The organism is Psychroserpens sp. XS_ASV72, assembly GCF_041224425.1.
Lineage (GTDB): Bacteria > Bacteroidota > Bacteroidia > Flavobacteriales > Flavobacteriaceae > Psychroserpens.
Genome location: NZ_JBGFGL010000080.1, coordinates 1 through 21,717, shown reverse-complemented (window position 1 = coordinate 21,717; position 21,717 = coordinate 1). Strand labels below are relative to the sequence as shown.

Below are 21,717 nucleotides of genomic sequence, written 5' to 3'. Positions count from 1 at the left end.
ACTCCTAATATAGTTTTCTAAATGCTTACAAAACACTATTTTTGTGCCTTGAAATTTTGACAAGACACATGGAGTTTGTAATACGAATATCACAATTTTTATTGAGCCTTTCCCTTTTGATTGTACTTCACGAGCTAGGCCATTTTATACCTGCCAAAGCATTTAAAACCAGAGTTGAGAAATTTTATTTGTTTTTTGATATTAAATTTTCCCTGTTCAAAAAGAAAATAGGAGAAACGGTTTATGGTATAGGTTGGTTGCCACTAGGAGGTTATGTGAAGATTGCAGGAATGATTGACGAGAGCATGGACAAAGAACAAATGGCACAACCTGCACAGCCTTGGGAATTCCGTTCAAAACCAGCTTGGCAGCGATTAATCATTATGCTTGGTGGTGTTACGGTGAATTTCATTTTAGCTTATGTCATTTATGTTTTTATAGCTTTCGTATATGGCGATAAAACCGTTAAGGTTAGTAGTTTGGAAGATGGCTATTGGGTAGAAAACAAAATACTTACGGATATCGGATTTAAAACTGGAGACAAGGTTTTAAAAGTAAATGACTTGGAAGTGGTTAATGATTATGATGTGCGTTCAAATATTATTGGTGCTGAATCCATTACAATTAGTAGAAACGGAAAGGAAGAAAAAATTCAACTCCCGGAAGATTTTTTAGGCCAGCTATCATCTTCTGATGATAGGAGTCTTTTTGAAAGACGTATTCCTTTTATGGTTGGTGTCATTTCTGATTCTTCACAAAATAAATCAGCAGATATAAAGGTTGAGGATATCATTACAAAGATTGATGGGAAACCTTTAAGGTATTTTGACCAATTAGATTCCTTAATGACAGATTATAAAAATGAAAATGTTGATGTAGAGCTTTTAAGAGGTGAAGAAACAATTACTAGACAGCTTAAGGTAGATGAAAAAGGAAGGTTTGGTTTTAGGCCAGCTATTGATGATGATCGCTTTGCAGAATTGGGCTATTACGATATTGCCACTAAGACCTATACTTTTGGTGAAAGTTTTGGGGCAGGAGCACATGATTTTGTAGATACATTAAAGAAGTATGGTGCTCAGCTTAAAGCAATTTTCAATCCGAGTACAGGAGCTTATAAAGGTGTTGGAGGTTTTAAGGCCATTTACAGTATTTTCCCAAGTGTATGGAGCTGGCAGGCTTTTTGGGTATTGACTGCATTTCTGTCGATTATGCTTGGAGTCCTTAACCTATTGCCAATTCCAGCTTTAGATGGAGGTCATGTGATGTTTCTGCTATATGAAATGATTTCTGGCAGAAAACCTAGTGAAAAGTTCTTGGAACGTGCACAATTAGTAGGTTTTGTAATCTTGATTACATTGGTTCTTTTTGCCAATTTGAATGACTGGATTTAGTAAAATAACAAACTAATTTTTTAATTTTTTTGTTTGCTAAACCTAAAAAATAATATATATTTGCGCTCGCTTAAGCGAAGAAAAACACTCCTCAGTAGCTCAGTTGGTTAGAGCATCTGACTGTTAATCAGAGGGTCACTGGTTCGAGCCCAGTCTGAGGAGCAAAAAAAACCACTCAATATTTTGAGTGGTTTTTTATTTGCATCATTATTTGGTTTTTAGGCCTCACAACTTGTACAAGCCTTTTTCTGCTTAAACTTTTGTGCAGCATTCATACTGTGTTGGTAATACAAGGATTTTAAACCAAGTTTCCATGCTGTAACATGAATGTTGTTGATTTCCTTCACTGGCATCTCTGGATGAACGATGATGTTTACCGATTGTCCTTGATCAATAAACTCCTGACGACTGGCTGCTTGGTAAATGACATCCATCTGATCTATCTCTGAATAGGTTTTGAACACTTCTTTTTCGTTTTCCGTTAAGAAATCCAAGTGCTGAACAGAACCATCCATATCTCTAATGCTTCTCCAAACTTCAGTGGTATTCTGACCTTTATCTTCCAATAATGCTTCGAGGAAAGGATTTTTGATGGTCGTCTTGATTTTTGCAATATCCTTCACATAAATGTTGGACCAAATCGGTTCGATACCTTGAGATACCTGTCCTAAAATAAACGCTGAAGACGTAGTTGGCGCGACAGCATTTAAAGTTGTATTTCTTCGTCCATAGCCTTTCAATACTTCAGGTTCGCCAAATTTGTCAGCTAGTCTTTCAGAAGCTTTATAAGAACGTTCTTTAATGGTTTTAAAAATTTCACGATTTAAATTAAACGCTTCTTGACTATTGAAGGCATGCATTTTCGATTGCAATAACGAGTGCCATCCCAGTACACCTAAACCAAGCGCACGATTTTCTTTGGCAAAATTATAAGCGCGTTCCATAAACAAGAAGGTCTGACGATCTTCACGATCTGAAGAATCGCGATACACTTCTAATTTCTCTATAAATTCAGTAATCACAGCATCTAAGAAGTAAATCATGGTTTCAACAGCATCTGTATCTTTCCACTTATCGTAATGTAATACATTAATACTTGACAATACACAAACAAAAGACCAGTTGTCATTGGATGGCAGCATGATTTCAGTACAAAGATTACTCGCATGAATACTTAAATCCTTGTTTTTATAAACCTCTGGTTTTCCAGCATTGGCATTATCTGTAAAGAAAACATAAGGATAACCCATTTCGCCACGACTTTGTAGCACTTTAGCCCATGTGGTGCGTTTTTCAACATCACCATCAATCATCTCCTGCATCCACTTGCTGGTAACAGTTACGCCATGCGTCAATTGTTGGATTGGATTACCTTCAGTACCAATCTCAAGGAATTCTTTTATATCTGGATGTTCAATTGGTAAATATGGGGAAAATCGTCCGCGACGAACAGAACCTTGACTAACCACGTCAACCATAGATTCAAACAATTGCATGATATGCACAGCACCAGATGCTTGTCCGTTATTTTTAACAGGAGCACCTCGATGGCGAATTTTACCAAAATAACCTGAAGTTCCACCTCCAAGTTTAGACATCATTCCTACTTCAGATTGGGTATAGAGAATGTTACCCATATCATCATCGATATGAGATCCAAAACAACTGATTGGTAAACCACGTTCTTTTCCAAAGTTAGACCATACAGGAGACGCTAAAGAGAAAAACCCTTCAGACATATAATTGTAAAATTTGTCGGAATACCCAGGAATGTTGAGGATTTGTTCGGCTCTATCGGCAATTTCCCTAATACGCTGCTTAGGTGTAACGCCTTCAGTTAGGTAACCCGAAGCCAAAAATTGTTGGCTGTATTCATTTAACCATTGGAAACCCTCTTCTTTGTTTGTAGTGTTTAAATATTCTTTTCTTGCGTTTAGAAGATCTCTGGATGTGATGTTTTCCTCTTCTTGTAACTTAAGTAGGTCAGTCGTTTTGTTCTCCATAGGTTAAAATAAATCGTCGCTAGTTATACTTTGTGTTCTTTTGCTATAGTTGATGGAACGCTTCACGAAGAAATCGCCGTGCTTAGTTCCTATAATTTCATCATCAAACCATTCGGTTTGTGCTAGTAGGTCTTCATTTATTTCGAATACTTTGGAAATTCCGATGCTTTCCAAAGAATTGTTGAATCGGTTTTTGATAAACTCATTAACAACATCTTTTGGAAGGAATTCTAATTCGCCTTCTTCGAATATCCAATCCACAATTTTACTTTCAGCAGAAAAGGCATCCTTACACATATCTTGAATCATAGTATGGTAAGCCTCATCAAACCACTCTGGATGTTCATCTCTGATGATGTTGATTATTTCAATACCAAAATCACCATGTATTTGCTCTTCTTTAGAGGTAGCTTCCACTACGTTTGAGATTCCTTTAAGCACATTTTTATGCTTGTTGAAGGCCATAATAATCAAGAATTGAGAAAATAAGGATACGTGCTCAATGAATAATGAAAAGAGTAAGATAGACTCAGAATACTCTTTGTTGTCCTCACTTTTAGCATTTTTAAGTGCGGTTTCCAAATACTGGACACGTTTCATAATGACCGGTTTCTTCTTGAGTTTTTCAAACTCTTTGTTCAAACCCAAAATTTCGAGCAGGTGCGAGTAGGCATCGTGGTGTCTAACCTCACTTTCAGCAAAGGTTGCACCAACGGATCCAATTTCAGGTTTTGGCATTCTGTGATAGATGTCTCCCCAAAATGTTTTAACAGCCACTTCTATTTGTGAAATGGCCAACATGGTGTTTTTTATAGCACTTTTTTCAACACTGCTTAAATTAGATTTAAAATCCTGAATATCACTAGTGAAATTAAACTCTGTATGAATCCAATACGAATGACGAATAGCTGGAACATATTCGTAAAGTTGTGGATACTCGTATGGCTTGAGATTTACGCGTTTTTCAAAAATATTACTCTTACGACTCAAGGCTTGCTTGTTTCTATAAAGAATATAGGCTTTTGCCACATCGTGAAATGCACTGGACATCAATTTGTCTTCAACAACATCCTGTACTTCTTCTACAGTAGGCACATATTCGGCATCTTCAGTTTTGCGCTTAAGCAATTGATCATGTACAGCATTTGCTATCAATTGTGCGTCTGCAGCTTCACCATGCCCAACCGCTTTCATGGCTTTTAAAATAGCATTGGTGATTTTGCTTAATTCAAAAGGCTTTCGGCTAAAATTTCTTTTAGTGATATATAAAATTTCCATAAGAGTTTGTATTGGAATCTAACTTGATAACAGTGGTGTAAAAGTGGCAAATATTTCTATATGATTTGGATAGATACGTTCATTCTTCTTAACAATTTATCAACATAGAATTTTAGTTCGCTTAATCTTCGAAGTCTTTTTTTATTGCTTTCTAAAGTATTGTTTCACTTTAAATAAAGACGCTTAAAACCTTGTATTTACTAATGTTTTAAGAATATTTATTAATGTTTGGTTTAGAAAAGCGAAAGCCTATAGCTTACAATGCTCACAATTTTCAATCTGTACGATGTAGCTATATAAACCATTATAAAGCTATTAATTATGAAACGAATTTTACTACTATTATTGATGCTATCAAGTACAATAATTATGGCTCAGACCACATGGACAGGTTTGGGTGCTAACACCAATTGGAACAATCTAGACAATTGGGATACCAATATGATTCCGACCGCATCAGATGACGTCATTATTCCTACGGGATTTACGGTAACATTGAATGTTCAAGGCAACACCAATTCTTTCGAATTGCAGGGAAATTCAGTATTAGAAATGGCAAACAACTTGGCGTTTGCGGCAGATTCCAACTTTGGGCCTAACACGACAGTGAACTGGAGTGCTGGGATTATTTTTGGTCCCGATTTTACTCTTACCAATCAAGGAGAAATAATTTTAACAGGTAATGCTTCTAAATTTATTTCTGCTGGAACTACAGTAATTAATGAAGGTACTATAACCATTGCTTCTGCTGGTGACCTTTTTATAACCGGTAACACAGCTTCACTGAATAATCTTGCAAATGGTGTAATCGACATGCAATTTGATGGAGGCGACATCACTTGGAGCAGTTCACCGGGTGTTCTGAATAATTTTGGTCTTATCAAAAAAACAACTTCTTCTGGAGAGGCACAAATAGTTGCTGCCTTGAATAATAATGATGGCGTCATACAGGTAGAAGATGGTACTTTATCATTTCAAAGCGCAGCCAAAACATTTAATAGTGGGACATACAATGTGTTCTCGGGCGCTACTTTAGATTGGGACACTGCATCAACTATTTCCGGAAACTTGACTGGGACATTGGATGGCTCTATGAACTGGAATAACAATGTTACTATAGCTGCTGGTGATACGGCAAGCACCAACTTTCCCCAAAATTTTAATTGGAATAGTGGAATTATAACAGGAGGTGGGACTTTAAATAACTTAGGAAAAATGACACTTGCAGGAAATGCCAATAAAACAGTAAATGCAGAGACCACGATTAATAATTCTGGAACTATAGAAATTGTTTCCGCTGGTGACCTTCTTATTGTTGGCGTAACAACTGTGTTAAATAATTTGGCTTCTGGTATTATAGATTTTCAAGCTGATGGTGGTAATATTACTTGGGCTTCTGCACCAGGTGTATTGAATAACGAAGGACTTATCAAAAAAACTAACTCAACAGGTGAAGCTCAAATAATAAATACTTTAAATAACATTAATGGAACAATTCAAGTGGAAAGTGGAACCTTATCTTTCCAAAGTGCGGCTAAAAATTTTATTGACGGCACCTATAATGTGTTTTCTGGTGCTATCCTAGATTGGGATACTTCAGCAACTATTTCTGGAAACCTAAATGGAACTTTAGATGGAGAAATGAATTGGAACAGTAATATTTCTGTTGCAGAAAATGATACAGCGAGCTTAAATTTTGCGCAAAACTTCAATTGGTCTGTAGGCAACATATCAGGTGATGGAATATTGAACAACAACGGTACTATGGAGTTGGTCTCTAATGCAAGCAAATTTGTCACAGGGACTATCACCTTTAATAATAATGGAACTATATTGATTGTATCTTCTGGCGATTTATTATTGTCAAGTGCAGATGTAACCCTTAATAATCCAATGGGTGGTGTTATTGATCTTCAGGTTGCTGGTGGTAATATAACATGGAGTTCTGCCTCAGGAACGATTAATAACTCTGGTGTAATAAAGAGAACCAACTCAACTGGTGAAGCACAAATCATTACCATTCTAAACAATAATGACGGTACTATTCAAGTGGAAAGTGGAATTTTATCTTTTCAATCGTCACCTAAAAACTTTACAGATGGTATTTATAACGTTTTTGAAGATGCAATATTAGATTGGGATGTTGCTTCTACTATTTCTGGAAACCTAACAGGAACACTTCTTGGGACGATGAACTGGAATAGTAATATCAATGTCCTAGCTGGAGATACAGCAGAAGTGAATTTTGCAGATAACTTCAACTGGAATTCTGGAATTGTTTCCGGAGATGGTACTCTTGTAAATAGTGGTGTGTTATCACTCGATTCTAATGCAAGTAAATTTATCACAGGTGCTACAACCCTAAATAATCAAGGTGAATTAAGAATTGTATCACCAGGTGATTTACTTTTATCAAGTGCAACCGTCACTCTCAATAATGAGATTGGAGCACTTATAGATTTTAGAGCAGATGGAGGAAACATTACATGGTCATCTGCCCCTGGAGTTCTCAATAATTTTGGACTGATAAGACGATCTGAAACCTTAGGAATTGCACAGATTGTCACAGATTTTAATAATTCTGGAACTATAGAAGTGGCTTCAGGTGAGCTGGAAGTAGCAGACTCTAGACCTTTTGTAAATCTTGAAAGCGGAGTGGTAACCGGAACAGGTGTTTTTGATGTACCAGCACCATCAAATTATACTAATAACGGAACCTTTGCGCCTGGAAGCTCGCCAGGAACTCTTACGGTTCAAGGTACTTATACTTCAACAACACTATCAGAATTAGAGATTGAAATTAACGGACTTATTCCAGACACAGAACATGATGTTTTGGCAATTATTGGTAATAATAATGTTTTTGAAGGTAGTGTTAATGTCATTATGGGTTTTGAAGGTACTATTGGAGACGCATTCACTATAGCAACTACCTCTGGGACTATTGCTTCTGGTAATTTAGAATCACCTATTGAAAATGTAGATTTTGATGGTAAGCGTTATACGTTTGAAGTGTCCTATCCAGATAATAATAAGGTTGTGTTAACCATAACAGATAAGTTGGATATACTTCCTCCAAATGTGATCACTCAAAACATTACTGTACAACTCGATGCTTCAGGAAATGCTTCTATTTTACCTTCTGAAATTGATAACGGTACAACCGATAATTGTACACCAGATAATGAATTACAATTTGTTTTAGATGTTGATAGTTTTACTTGTGCAGACTTAGGCGATAATACCGTTAATTTGACAGTGACAGATAATGATGGAAATTCTGCCTCGGCACCTGCAACTGTAATTGTTGAAGATGTTATAAGTCCAACAGCTGCAACTCAAGATATTACAGTTCAGTTGGATGATTCGGGATCTGTTAGTATTCTAGCTTCTGAAATTGATAATGGCTCATCCGATAATTGCTCAATTGTGGATTTAAGTCTTGATAAAACAAGCTTTACCTGTGCCGATTTAGGTGAAAATACAGTGATTCTAACAGTTACAGATCAAAGTGGAAATTCTGCTTCTGCTTCAGCAACAGTTACTGTAGAAGATGTCATTAGTCCAACGGTTCTTACCCAGGATATAACGATCCAATTGGATGGTTCAGGTACTGCCTCGATTACAACAATGCAAATTGACAATGGTTCAAGTGATAACTGTATGGTTGCAAGTTTATCTTTGGACATAACAGACTTTAGTTGTTCTGATTTGGGCGATAATACAGTAGAACTTACAGTTACGGATCAAAGTGGTAATGGTAGTTCAGGGTTTGCTACAGTAACAGTTGAAGATGTCACAAGTCCAATGGTTTCAACACAGGATATTTCCGTTCAATTAGATGCTTCGGGAAATGCAAGCATAATTCCTAATGACGTTAATAATGGTTCAAGTGATAATTGCTCAATTGCAAGCCTTAGTTTAGATGTAACCGATTTCACTTGTGCCGATCTAGGCAATAAAACGGTGACCCTAACGGTGACAGACCAAAGCGGGAATTCAGCTTCTGAAACAGCAACCGTGACCATTGTGGACGACATTGATCCGACTATAGATTGTCCAGCCGATTACACTGTTGAAACGGTTGGAGATTTTATCCTTCCAGATTATGTAACTGAAGGAGATGTCACGGTGTCTGATAATTGTGGTTTTACTGTTGAGCAAACACCTGTAGCAGGTACCAACCTATCTGATGGAGAGTACGATATTATCTTTGTTGTAACTGATAGCTTTGGGAATACAGCAACATGCATGTTTCAACTTAAAGTTGAAGATACGACACTTGGAATTAACAATTTTGAAATAAATGAGAGAGATGTTTTGTTATTCCCGAACCCTGCACATAATGTACTCAATGTTAAAAATAACAGCGGAATTGACTTACAGCGTTTGGATATTTATGATGTTACAGGCAAGTTGGTTGATAGTTTAGATTTAAAATCTGTTAACGATAAGATTGAGATTCCTGTAGGGCATTATGCAAATGGTGTTTATTTTCTGAAACTTAATACCAATAGCAATACTGTTATTAAACGATTTATAAAACAATAATTAGTTATGTTAGTTGTAAAAAGGCTGCCAAAATTTAATTTTGGTGGCTTTTTTTATAAATGGTTTTGGAAAGTAAAATAATTAGGAAAAGTAATAAAAGACATCCAAGAACCCAATACCATAAATTGGTCTCAGAAGTATTTAAATCAATTGGAGAGGTATCACCGATTAATATTAATCCAGCCCAGTATTGCGGATTGGCAGTTCTACCCTTGGCATTTGAAATATAATCTAACTTCGCCTTTTGAAGCGCTATATCTTTAGCCATGCCTTCAGAAATATTTTTATAGAAAAGGGCTATGATTTCAGCACTGGATTTCTCGTCTATCTTCCACAAACTTGTCAAGATGCTTTCACTGCCAGCATAATTAAAGGCATGGGCAAGCGAAATCATACCTTCACCAGCTTGATAGGTTGGTTTTCCTGTTTCACAAGCCGTTAATATAGCCAGATTAGAGGCGAGATTCTGATTGTAAATTTCAAAGGTGTATAAGGAATTGTCATTTGTGGCTATGGAATCATTTACGTTTTTAGCGAAAATTAATCGTGATAATTCTGGCGAAATATTGTTGGATTCAGCGTGTGTGCCTATATGAATGATTTTATGTTCCTTGGCAGTTGAAGTGAAAATTTGTTTTGAAGCTTTTTCATTTAAAAATGAGGTGCCATCAAATAATCTTGAGGACACTTTTGCTAAGTTTTTGGTGAAAGGTTGAGGTAAAAGTGTTAGATAAGAATCATCAATACCTAAGGTATCAGAAATAGACAATTTGTATTCAGTCTTCATTTCTGAATTAAACTCAGGTGCAAAGGCTATGAAATTACTATCATAACCGACGGTCTTACTATTCTCACCTATTAAAAATAAGCTGTAATTATATGAAATAACATGTTTAGAGAGCAAACTCTTATGGGCAATATCGTTAAAAGAAGACACCAATTCAGAGGTTAACATTTCAAAGTTCAAATTGAACAGCGCTTGATCGGGAAAAATAGAAACAGATGTTGTTGTAATACTGTTTTCCAGAGGTTTCCATAAAATTTGATAAAGTTCATGAAGCGCTTTAAAATCATATGCTTTTGTAACATCTTCTTCACGTAATCGATTGATTAAGGATTCAACCTTTATGGGATCTAATTCAAAAAGTTCAGTTTTTGAGGAATCAATAACAAATGCGTATAGATTTGAATTGATATAAGCATAGCGAACCAATGTTTTGTCTTTAGGAACTTTGTTTTCAATATCTTCAGTTGATTTTGAAATCGATGCGTACCTCAGGCTATAGTATTTTGGATAGCTGGTTTTCAACATACTTAAGAAATCGTTCCATTCTAATTCGGCTTCAAAATACATGTCAAGACCATCGTTTTTTGAAAGAGCCGATTTTAGATTGTTTTTGAGCGTTTTTTCTTTTTCTACTACATTTTTTGGAATATTGGCAAATGCAATTGAAGACTGTGCATTCAAACGATTTCTAATTCTATTATAGAGCATCGACTCATGAAGATTCAAAGCTTTTTTTAGATAGATACTAGACGTTGTTTCATGGTATAGAGAAATAGATATGTGTTTGGCAAGCTCAAAAAGCTCGTTGTTGTTTTGAAGTAAAATCGATACAGAATTTTCGTCAGAGAGGATGGCTTTTTGTTCTTCAAGAAGGCTAATGGCTTCTTGAAGCTCATCGAGTTTAGATTTTAAAAATGAAGTGTCTTTATTGGTTTCCAATTGAAACTCAGACTTGGTTTTAGTCAAAATAGCATCTGGCTTTAAGGCATTAATCCGTAAGCGATCAAAATCATTGTTTTTGATAAAGGTAGAGTCCTTAAGAATATTAATTGCTCGATTACTGTGTTCTAAAGCTTTTGAGTAATTTTTTAGATTGTATTGTATTTCGGCAAGATTTAAAACTTGAAAATATTCCAATACTGTTTTTTTGCCTTGATTCTCAATGATATAGTCATATGCCGCATCAGCCATTTTTACAGCCTTCTCGGAATTGTTGTTTTCAGCATAGAAACTTGAGGCATTGATAACAAAGTCGAGATAGATTTCATCGTAATATTCTCCCATTGAAGCTTTAAAATAATCTTCACTATTCTTAAAGCAATTCATGGCAATGTCTACATTGCCCATATATCTATTGGCTTGCCCTTTGTAATAGTAGGCCATGCCCAACCAATGATTGTACGGACTTTCATTGGCTTCGAATTCTTGTATGCTTTCATCGAGAATCGCATTGGCTGTTTCATGCTCTCGTAAATCCACATTAATTTGACCAACCAAAACTTTACTTTTCGAGATTTCAGGGCTGCCTTGGGTTAGGTTTGCTTTTTTTAGTTTGTAGGCATAGGTAATGATTTCCTTAGCTTTATGGTAGTCTCCTATTTCCTTGTGCAACCTCGCGTAATTATCCATAGCTTGATATAAAAACTCTCTAGCATGTTGCTTGTTTACGGTCTTGACGCTATCCTGTTTTAAAAACAATTTTAAATTATCAACACTCTTTTGCATTTCTTGAATGGCTGCATCTTGATTGCCTTGGATACTATAAATGCCTGAAATGTTATTTTGCAATGAAGCTGTTCTGTAATACTGGTTCCATGGTGTCGGCTCCATTTCTTTTAAAATGCCTTCTGCTTTTCTAAAAAACACTAAAGCACTATCCATTTTAGATTGGTACCACATCATGGCACCTAATGAATTATAATTGATGTAAAAACTTTGTTTAGGAGTAGTTTCATCGCTCAGAAATGACTTTGTTGCTTTTGAGTGATACTCAATGGCTTTTTCAAGATTTCCAATTCTGGTGTAAAAAACACCAAGATTACTTTGGATAAGTCCGAATAACTGACCTGGCGCATCAGGCATTTTAGAGGTATAGTCTAATGCCTGTATATTGTGACTTATAGCAGTATCTGAATTACCAAGCGTTTCATAAAAAGAGCCTACTTCAAGATGAAACTGTCTCAATGCCTTTGGATCTTCAGTAAGACTTTTTATTTGTTTTAGAAGCCCTAAGACTTTAGTTTCAGCAATCGTACTACCTTTTAACTCTAAATTGATCGTACCCAAGTAGTACACATAATCTGCTAACTCATAATACCGCTTTTGAGACAGAAGCGTAGTAATGTTTTGGTCTAAAATAGTTTCGGCTTCCGAATACTTTTCATCTGAAATTAATTTGTCAAGTTGCTGTAATGCTGAATCTGGCTCATTTTGTGCTGATATATCAAGTGTAAGCAACACAAATATGCTCATGGTAAAGATGTATCTTAAATAATCATGCCGACTCATGCGTATGGTATATAAACTAATTTAAAAGCTCTGACAATAGCATTTTGCTTTCTTTGTTCTCACTTTTTTTAAGGTGTTCAATAGCCTTTTCAATTTTGTTGTCTTTAAGGTAAGCCAGTCCGAGATAAAAGTTGGCTTCACTTGTCAACGAAAAATCACTATCCTGAATAGATTTTTCTAGAAAAACAATGGCATTATCTTGGTTTTTTAAAGCCAGATGAGAAACGCCTAAAAAATAATTAACAGTATCGTTGGTTGAGTTTAAAGCTTCCCATTTTTGAATGGCAGACTTATAGTCGCCTTGTTTATAATCTACCATGGCATCATAAAATGAATAGTTGGATGAATTACTCATGGTTGTTGGTAAACCAGGATCTGGAGTGAAATATTTAGCATAGAGTTTGTCATTGGTGTTTTGATTGAAAAACCAAAATCCACCAACAGATAAAATGAGTACTGCAGCAACAGCCCATTTTCTAAAATCTAATAACCTTACTTTTGAAGAATTTGACTCAAGTTTTTGCAAGGGAATCTCCATATGGAATTCATCTAATTGCTCCTTGAGGGATTGTGCTTCAATTCCAGTGAGTAAAATTCTAATATCTTCAACTTGCGTTTTGAATTCAGGATCGTTTTCCAACTTGAGATTGAATGCTTTCAATTCTTCGGAAGCCATTGTTCCATTGATGTAGCGCTCTATGGCTTCAAGTTGTTCTTGTGATATGTTGCTATTTTCTTTCAATTTTTTATGATTTTGAGGACAATGCGATGCTTCGGAGTTTCTCCATGCATCTGTATTTTTTATTTCGAACAGAAGCTTCACCGATATTCAATTCTGAAGCAATTGCTCTTAAGGATTTTTTGCTGAAATAAAAACTGGTTAAAAGTGATTTGCAAGGCTGACCTAAGCTTTTAAAGGCTTCCATAGTGATATTCAACTTCTTTTCGGTTGGGTCTTCTTCAAGCTCTTCTTTAGGGTTTTGTTTTAACATAGCTTGCATATCTTCGGACAAACCATAGGTGTTTTTAAACGATTTCGAACGCAAGGTATCTATCCATTTATGTTTCGCTATTTGGTAAAGATAACCTTGTAAAGCCGATTCGTTTTTGGGAACAAAAGCTTCAGTTTTAAGGTTTTTCCAAACCGCTATAAAACTATCCTGATATAAATCCTTTGCATGTTCTTTAGACCCACTATTTTTTAAAACCATGGCTTCAATTTTATAATAATTATGTACATAAAATTGTTTTAAAGCAATTGGATCGTTCGCTTTAATGGCTTCTATAAGTTGTAACTGATGGTCGGTTTTTTGGGCTTCCCTCATGTTAATAGCTAATCAAGAGAAAAGATACAACTATTTCATTTTGCGACAAATACTAAGCTATTAAATCAATATTTCAACGATGAGTTGCTTTTTGTTTGTTTTATAATCATCGAAATGATTAATAATTGTCATCAGTATATTCCAATTGCTCCCAATCAATTCCGTTGGTGGCATTATCAATATTTGGATTCCAATTGGTATTATTCGTTCCAATGTATGTATTGTCATTACTGCCTTTCCAAACATTGTCATAATACCCTTCAACCTGATATTGATTGCCACTTTGATCTTGCATTGTACTACGTTCCCATATACCACTATTGATGGTGTTTGAGTGACCAGCATCAGTCATCGCATTGCGACGTTTCCAACTTTCATGATTGCTGTCCAATATTGAGCTGTAGGTATTTCCGTTGTTACGGATGGCTTGCCCTTGAGCTCTTATAGCAGCCATGCGTTGTTGATGCTGTGCATTGCTTTGTTGCGATTTTTGAGCATAATACTGATTGTTTTTTTGAATCCAATTTGGATTGATCTGCAAATTTGTCAAGGCACTGAGATAAGCTTTTTTAGCTGCATCATAATCAGATTCAGGTGCTTCCATACTATTTAGGGTGTAACCCCAATCCATAGCTCCCATTGTAGTATAGTAATTTTTGAAGTAACGTATTACTCCTAGGGAACGCATACCATTTTGATCTTTCCATTCGGTAACAACGCATTCAAAAGTTTTGTTTTCAGGCATTGACTTAAATAAAGCTTTGTCAAAGTTTTTATCTAATTGAGCCATTTTAGGTAAAGGAAAATTACCTAAATAAGTCAACCCTTTTGATTCTAAAAAAGGTCTTAAGTCTTCATTGATAACCTTGTCAATAGATTTAGGCGGTTTCACTGTGCTACCACTTTGTTCAGAGTAATAGTTTAATTCAGGATTGTTTGAATAAGAATACCTTACAAATTGCTCGTTAAAAACCTTAATTCCGTTTGGCCCTTCGAAAAGGATGTTCTCTTTATTATTATTTACAGCTTTCCATGAGGATGGAATTGGCATGACTCCAAAAATCATATCAAACTGTATGCTTTTTATCTTATACAACTTTGTAGCAGAAGCTTGATTTTGTTTTTTAATCAAACTTGCATTTTCACCATTTTCATTTAAGGAATAGGCTTCTGAATCGAATTCAGATTCACTGTAGGAATACGAATCGTTTTTGTCAAAACATGAAAATAATAGAGTTAGGCTTAGCAATAACAAAATAGACTTCATTTTATCAATAGTTTATGATTGTTTCTATTGATAAATCGAAAAATATCTAAAATGTCATCAGATAATTAAGAGACTTTTTCTGAAGAGCTGTACTTTTTTTGTAACTGAGTGATCATTTCATCAGTCATGGCATCCAAATCAAAAGTATGTTCCCATTTCCAGTCTTTACGAGCTAAAGAATCATCAATACTCTTTGGCCAGCTATCGGCAATTTGCTGTCGGAAATCGGGTTCATAAGAGATGGTAAATTCTGGGATATGCTTTAATATTGAATCGGTAATCTCTGCAGGCGTAAAGCTCATGGCAGCTAAATTATAAGACGATCTGATGCTGATGTTTTTAGAAGGTGCTTGCATGATATTCACAGTAGCATTAATGGCATCATCCATAAACATCATTGGCAGTTTAGTGTTTTCAGAAAGAAAACATTTGTATTGGCTTTCGGTTATGGCTTTGTGGTATATTTCAACAGCATAGTCGGTTGTTCCTCCTCCTGGCATCGTTTTCCAACTGATGATTCCTGGATACCTAAGGCTTCTTACATCCACACCATATTGCTTATGATAATATTCACACCAACGCTCACCAACTTGTTTTGTAATACCATAAACGGTTGTAGGTTCCATAATGGTATGCTGAGGAGTCTCATTAGTTGGAGTTGTAGGTCCGAAAACCGCAATACTTGAGGGCCAAAAAACTTTTTTTATGCAGCCATCCTTCGCTAAATTTAACACATGGAAGAGTGAATTCATATTTAAATCCCAAGCTCTCATTGGATACTTTTCACCAGTGGCACTGAGCATGGCTGCCATAAGGTATACGGTATCAATATCGTATTTTTCAACGCAGACTTTTACAGCATTATAATCTTTGGCATCAAGAATTTCGAAATTACCAGAATTGACAACATCTAAATTTGAAAAACTGATATCACTAGCAATCACATTATCGTTACCATGAATATCTCGAAGCTTGTAAGTCAGTTCAGAACCTATTTGACCACAAGCACCAATGATTAAAACTCTTGACATAGATTGAATTCATTAAAGTGAACCAAAAATACTAAGAATATAAAGGACAAAAAACTTTGAGGCTTAAAATTAACAACTCTTACATTTTTGTTAAATCTAAATCAGAAAATCAGTTAATTTTACGCTTTGAGTATATTTACAAACCAGTACGGAGGATTATATGTTACCAAAACCTTTTATTTTAAGTTTTTTATGTGTGCTTTTTCTTGCTTGCAATGACGGCAACAATACAACAGAAAACAAAAAAAATGATGACGTAGCTGAATCTGAATCTACAACCATTTCCAAAAAGGACATCCAGAGTTTAAAATTCACAGATTATGGATTAAGCTTTAAGGCAAAAGATAAGGTGTCAAACTGGCAAAAGTATCAAGAGTTGACCAATCAAATAGGATTTTTAAAACAGGCAGACCTTTCTTTTTATTCTAGTGATGTTTCCTTAATAACGACGTTTTTGAATGATTTCAAAATTGAAATTCCAAAAGAATTAGCTACCAACGAGATTTTGGCTAGAATAACGGTTTTAGAAACCAAAACATTAAGTTTAAATAGTGTTTTATCCTTAGATAACATCTCCAAAAACGAAAAGCTCCAAGCAGTCAAAGAGTTATTGGTGTCTTATTCTAATTTGAACTTACAGATTAATAAAAAACTAGAGTTTGATAGCAATAATATTTCCAAACCTCAGTAACTCAGATTTAAGTCAAAATCACATATCATAATTTTTTGTTAATATGTAACAAATGTGGGATTCAGGCTTCTAATTAATAACTAATTTTAAATCAAATTAATTTTAATCACACTATGAAAACTAATATCAAGAGTATTTTTGTAGTTGTTTTGATGGTTGCTTTTGCATTTATTTCATGTAAAGAAGAACCTAAGGAAGAAACAGCTATGATCGAGAAAATTCCTGGAATTAATCTCGAAAACATGGATACAGAGGTGAGCCCAAAAGACGATTTTTACAACTACGTTAATGGAAATTGGGCTAAAAACACACAAATTCCAGATGATGAAACACGTTGGGGCGGATTTGGAGTTTTAAGAAAATCAACAAGAGCAGATGTTCTAGAAATCCTAAACACATCTAAAGAACTAGGAAAGTATGAAGATGGTTCAGACCAAAAGAAAGCTTTGCTTATTTATGAATCAGAATTGGATACTGTTGCTAGAAACGAAGCAGGTATCACTCCATTGAAACCTTTATTGGAAGAAATCAACAGTATCAAAAACGTTGAAGACATGCAGACTGTTTATGCGACAGTCATGGGAGTATCTGCACCTTTTGCTGGAATTGCTGCTAGTCCAGATTTAAACGATAGTAGTATGAATGTTGCATGGATTTTCCCTGGAGGATTAGGATTACAACGTGATTACTATTTAGATCAAGATTCAAAATCTAAAGAAATTAGAGAAAAGTATAAGGCTCATGTGTCTCGAATGCTTCAATTTATTGAATATAGCCAAGCAGATGCTGATGCTGCAGCAGAGAAAATTCTGGATATGGAAACGCAATTGGCAGAACCAAGACTAGATAAAGTAGCTGCAAGAGATGCTAGAAATTTCAATAACCCTAAATCGATTTCTCAACTTCAAGAAATGTGTCCTGCTATTAACTGGAGCAAAATGATTTCTGATTTGGGAATCAAAAAAGAACTTGATACAGTTTTGGTGATGCAGCCAAAATATATGAAGGCAATGAATGACTTCCTCAATACTACCTCTATCGACGACGTTAAGACTTTGATGGATTGGAGTACCATAAACAATGCAGCTGGATTCTTAACCACTGAAATTGAAAAAGCAAATTGGGATTTTTATTCCAAAACCTTAAGTGGAGCTAAAAAGCAAAGACCTGCCGAAGAGCGTGCCCTTGGTACCGTAACAGGTTCTGTTGGTGAAGCAATTGGTAAACTATATGTAGAATCTAAATTCCCTCCAGAAGCTAAGGCGAAAGCTGAAAAAATGATTGAAAATGTCATTACTGCTTTTCAAAATAGAATTAGCAAATTAGACTGGATGACAGAAGAAACAAAAGCAAAAGCTATTGAAAAACTTGACAAGTTTACAGTTAAAATTGCATATCCAGACGAGTGGGAAGATTATTCTGAACTTCAGGTAGAAGAAGGAAATAGCTATGCTGAAAATATGCTTGCTGTAGGTAAGTGGAGCATGGAAGATAACCTTTCTGATATTGGAGAACCCGTTGATAAATCAGAATGGGGAATGCCACCTCAGATGGTTAACGCTTATTTCAATCCATTAAATAATGAAATAGTTTTCCCTGCGGCTATACTTCAACCACCTTTCTATAACTATACGGCTGATGAAGCAGTAAATTATGGTGGTATAGGAGCCGTTATTGGACACGAAATTTCACATGCTTTTGATGATTCTGGAGCACGTTTTGATGCCGATGGAAATCTAAAAAACTGGTGGACAGATGAAGATTTAGAGGAATTTACCAAAAGAGGTAATGCTTTAGCTGAACAATACAGCAGTATTGAAGTTATGGACAGTCTTTACGTTAATGGTAAGTTTACTTTAGGTGAGAATATTGGAGATTTAGGAGGTGTGCTTGGAGCTTATGATGGACTTCAATTATATTTTGAGCAAAATGGCAGACCTGAAAACATTGATGGATTTACTCCTGAGCAACGATTTTTTATGTCATGGGCAACCGTTTGGAGAACTTTAACGCGTGATGATGCATTAAGAACGCAAATTCAAACAGACCCTCACTCACCAGGAATTATTAGAGCGACACAACCTTTAAAAAACATCGATGCATTCTATGAAGCGTTTGATATTAAGGAAGGTGATAAAATGTGGCTTGCTCCTGAAGATAGAGTAAGAATTTGGTAAACACCAATTAATAGAAAAATAAAAGGCTGTCATTTTTGACAGCCTTTGTTATTTTATTCCTCTTCGTCATCTACATTATAATCAGGATATAAGAAGTGGTTATACGGAAATCTGGTGATATGAATATCTCGAACTTCATCGTAAACTTTCTTCTTGAACTCATTGAGATTTTGCTTGTTTAATGCTGAAATAAATAAAGCATTATCTCCCAATCGATTCATCCAAGTGCTTTTCCATTCGTTAAGACTGTAGTGGGCAGTTGTTTTTTCAGTGATTAGATCGTCTTCATCAAGAGGCTCTGGTTCGTAAGCATCAATTTTGTTAAAAACCATAATTGTTGGTTTATCGGCACTATCAATTTCACCAAGAACCTTATTAACAGATTCGATGTGTTCTTCAAAATTTGGATGTGAAATATCAACAACATGTAACAACAAGTCTGCTTCACGAACTTCATCTAAAGTACTCTTGAAAGATTCTACCAACTGGGTAGGAAGCTTTCTAATAAATCCAACAGTATCTGTCAGTAAAAATGGCAAGTTCTTTATAACTACTTTTCTAACAGTTGTGTCAAGTGTGGCGAACAGTTTATTTTCTGCAAACACCTTACTTTTGCTAATAACATTCATTAAGGTTGATTTTCCAACATTGGTGTAACCAACAAGGGCAACCCTTACCATTTTTCCACGATTACCACGTTGAACGGCCATCTGTTTATCAATGGTTTTTATTTTTTCCTTTAGAAGGGCGATTTTATCGCGTACAATTCGTCGATCAGTTTCAATTTCAGTTTCACCAGGACCACGCATTCCAATACCACCTTTTTGACGTTCAAGGTGTGTCCACATACCTTTTAATCGCGGTAAAAGGTATTCGCATTGTGCCAGTTCCACTTGAGTTCTAGCATAACTTGTCTTGGCACGTTGCGCAAAAATATCAAGAATGAGATTGGTGCGGTCTAAGACCTTGCAATTCAAAATTTTACTGATATTACGCTCTTGAGCAGCAGACAATTCATCATCGAAAATGGCAGTTCCTACATCATGCTCTTTGATAAATTGTTGAACCTCTTCAATTTTTCCAGTTCCGATAAAAGTTTTAGGATTTGGCATATCCATTTTTTGCGTAAATCGCTTTAAAACTTCACCACCTGCAGTATAGGTTAAAAACTCTAGCTCATCCAAATATTCCTTAGACTGATCTTCATTTTGTTCTTTTGTAATGACACCAATTAAAACAGCCTTTTCTAAATCTATGTTCTTTTTTTCTAGCATATATTGAAAATATAAACAAAGTTACATAATTGCCTTTATGATGATTAATTTTTAAAATATAAATTTGTCCTGTGGAAAAACAAAATTTTACAGAACGTCTCTATACCATCGCCTTTTATAATCTAGAAAACTTATTTGATATTAAGGACGATTACAGAACTAACGATAATGATTTTTTGCCGACTTCAGAAAAACGTTGGAATCGAAAACGCTACGAAAAGAAACTTTATAAGTTAGCAGATGTTATTTCTAAGATTGGCTACGAAAACTCACAAAAACCTCCAACAATAATTGGTGTTGCTGAGGCAGAAAACAAAAAGGTACTTTTCGATTTAATTAATGAAGGCGAGTTAAAAAAATACAATTATGATGTTGTTCATTATGATTCAAAAGATGAACGAGGTATAGATGTTGGCTTGATTTACAACAAAGATGAGTTTTTAGTTGAAGATTCAAGACGGTTTTCTATTTACATTGAAAAAGAGCCAGGGATTCAAGATTTTACAAGGGATATACTTTTGGTTTCAGGACAATTAGATGGTGAAACAATCCACTTTATTATTAATCATTGGCCATCTCGACGTGATGGTGTTATTGAGTCTGAAGTTAATAGATTGGCTGCATCAAATAAAGTTTTGGAAATAATAGGAATACTAAAGAAAAAGAGCATTGACCAAAAAATCGTAGTTATGGGAGATTTTAACGACAATCCTGATGACAAGAGCGTCAAAAACCTTACAAACAATGAGCATCTCTATAATCCCATGAAAGCCTTGATGTCTTATTCTAGAGGAACTCAAAACCACAACTTTAAGTGGAATGTATTCGATCAAATATTATTTACCACAAACCTCTTTGAAGATAACAATGGACTTGCATTCGAGGAGGCTGATATTTTTGACGAAAAATTTTTAACACAATATAGGGGTAAATATAAAGGACAGCCTTTTAGAACTTATGTTGGTAAAAAATATAAAGGTGGTTATAGCGATCATTTTCCTGTTTTTATACAATTAAGTAAGAGCTTTTAGAAGCCCAAATCTTTTTATCGATAAAAACGGCACTTTATCTATTATAGTATTGTTAACGCATTGTTAATTGCCATTTTTTTTATCTTCGGATACTTATTTAGCTCCAATTTATTTTTTGTTTAACCTTACATGCTTAATCCTTAAATAAGGATTGGTACGTAAGCCTTTTAACACCAATAGTTTAAAAATAATTAATAGTACTTTATATGAAAAAGATTACTTTATTACTTTCTTTAAGTTTTTCTCTTTTGCTTTGGCAAGCGACATCACAGACCTATTTGCAGGAGGGATTTGACACGGAGATTCCTGCGACCTGGTCAGTTACCGATGGCGGTGGTGCGACGGGAGATTCCTGGATATCTGGTCAGCAGGGCGGCATCAACAGTCTCAACGGCACGAA

At 35.2% G+C, this 21,717-nt stretch carries 14 protein-coding genes and 1 tRNA gene; 7 read left to right on the top strand and 8 right to left on the bottom strand.

What is annotated here, in order from left to right; translation table 11 throughout:
* Window positions 1–68: 68 nt before the first annotated feature.
* On the top strand, window positions 69–1,394 hold the full coding sequence (gene rseP, locus AB9K26_RS11030) for an RIP metalloprotease RseP (RefSeq protein WP_369972611.1): 1,326 nt from the start codon (window positions 69–71) through the stop codon (window positions 1,392–1,394).
* A gap of 88 nt (window positions 1,395–1,482) precedes the next feature.
* Window positions 1,483–1,556, top strand: a tRNA-Asn gene (locus AB9K26_RS11025).
* 56 nt (window positions 1,557–1,612) lie between these two features.
* Here AB9K26_RS11025 and AB9K26_RS11020 read toward each other — a convergent pair.
* Both AB9K26_RS11020 and AB9K26_RS11015 read right to left on the bottom strand, forming a co-directional pair.
* Entirely contained in the window at window positions 1,613–3,397 is a 1,785-nt protein-coding gene (locus tag AB9K26_RS11020) for a ribonucleoside-diphosphate reductase subunit alpha (RefSeq protein WP_369972610.1), read from the bottom strand.
* Between the two features lie 3 nt (window positions 3,398–3,400).
* Complete coding sequence (locus AB9K26_RS11015; protein ID WP_369972609.1) at window positions 3,401–4,675, bottom strand: ribonucleotide-diphosphate reductase subunit beta; 1,275 nt, start codon at window positions 4,673–4,675, stop codon at window positions 3,401–3,403.
* A 321-nt stretch (window positions 4,676–4,996) separates the two neighbouring features.
* On the opposite strand from AB9K26_RS11015, the gene AB9K26_RS11010 reads away from it, so the two are divergent.
* Complete coding sequence (locus AB9K26_RS11010) at window positions 4,997–9,226, top strand: T9SS type A sorting domain-containing protein (protein ID WP_369972608.1); 4,230 nt, start codon at window positions 4,997–4,999, stop codon at window positions 9,224–9,226.
* A 34-nt stretch (window positions 9,227–9,260) separates the two neighbouring features.
* On the opposite strand, the gene AB9K26_RS11005 is transcribed toward AB9K26_RS11010, so the two are convergent.
* The 5 genes from AB9K26_RS11005 to AB9K26_RS10985 all read right to left on the bottom strand — a co-directional run bounded on the left by AB9K26_RS11005 (window position 9,261) and on the right by AB9K26_RS10985 (window position 16,144).
* Window positions 9,261–12,521: a CHAT domain-containing protein gene (locus tag AB9K26_RS11005; RefSeq protein WP_369972607.1), complete on the bottom strand. Its 3,261-nt coding sequence runs from the start codon at window positions 12,519–12,521 to the stop codon at window positions 9,261–9,263.
* Between the two features lie 16 nt (window positions 12,522–12,537).
* Window positions 12,538–13,263: a tol-pal system YbgF family protein gene (locus AB9K26_RS11000; protein WP_369972606.1), complete on the bottom strand. Its 726-nt coding sequence runs from the start codon at window positions 13,261–13,263 to the stop codon at window positions 12,538–12,540.
* A gap of 4 nt (window positions 13,264–13,267) precedes the next feature.
* Window positions 13,268–13,846, bottom strand: a complete 579-nt coding sequence (locus AB9K26_RS10995) for an RNA polymerase sigma factor (RefSeq protein ID WP_369972605.1) — start codon at window positions 13,844–13,846, stop codon at window positions 13,268–13,270.
* Between the two features lie 118 nt (window positions 13,847–13,964).
* Window positions 13,965–15,113, bottom strand: coding sequence for a hypothetical protein (locus AB9K26_RS10990; protein WP_369972604.1), 1,149 nt, complete (start codon window positions 15,111–15,113; stop codon window positions 13,965–13,967).
* A 65-nt stretch (window positions 15,114–15,178) separates the two neighbouring features.
* Window positions 15,179–16,144 carry an NAD-dependent epimerase/dehydratase family protein gene (locus AB9K26_RS10985; protein ID WP_369972603.1) on the bottom strand — a complete coding sequence of 322 codons (966 nt, stop codon included), beginning with the start codon at window positions 16,142–16,144 and terminating at the stop codon, window positions 15,179–15,181.
* Window positions 16,145–16,340: 196 nt separating this feature from the next.
* On the opposite strand from AB9K26_RS10985, the gene AB9K26_RS10980 reads away from it, so the two are divergent.
* Both AB9K26_RS10980 and AB9K26_RS10975 read left to right on the top strand, forming a co-directional pair.
* Window positions 16,341–16,835 (top strand): hypothetical protein, encoded by a 495-nt coding sequence (locus tag AB9K26_RS10980; RefSeq protein ID WP_369972602.1) that lies wholly within the window; start codon window positions 16,341–16,343, stop codon window positions 16,833–16,835.
* Window positions 16,836–16,948: 113 nt separating this feature from the next.
* Window positions 16,949–19,012, top strand: coding sequence for a M13 family metallopeptidase (locus AB9K26_RS10975; protein WP_369972601.1), 2,064 nt, complete (start codon window positions 16,949–16,951; stop codon window positions 19,010–19,012).
* Window positions 19,013–19,065: 53 nt separating this feature from the next.
* Here AB9K26_RS10975 and hflX read toward each other — a convergent pair whose 3' ends face one another.
* Window positions 19,066–20,286, bottom strand: a complete 1,221-nt coding sequence (hflX, locus tag AB9K26_RS10970) for a GTPase HflX (RefSeq protein WP_369972600.1) — start codon at window positions 20,284–20,286, stop codon at window positions 19,066–19,068.
* 71 nt (window positions 20,287–20,357) lie between these two features.
* On the opposite strand from hflX, the gene AB9K26_RS10965 reads away from it, so the two are divergent.
* The gene (locus AB9K26_RS10965; protein WP_369972599.1) at window positions 20,358–21,317 is read left to right on the top strand and encodes an endonuclease; all 960 of its coding nucleotides are present in this window, start codon (window positions 20,358–20,360) and stop codon (window positions 21,315–21,317) included.
* Between the two features lie 206 nt (window positions 21,318–21,523).
* The coding region (locus AB9K26_RS10960; RefSeq protein WP_369972598.1) for a hypothetical protein at window positions 21,524–21,717 on the top strand (194 nt) is incomplete at its 3' end.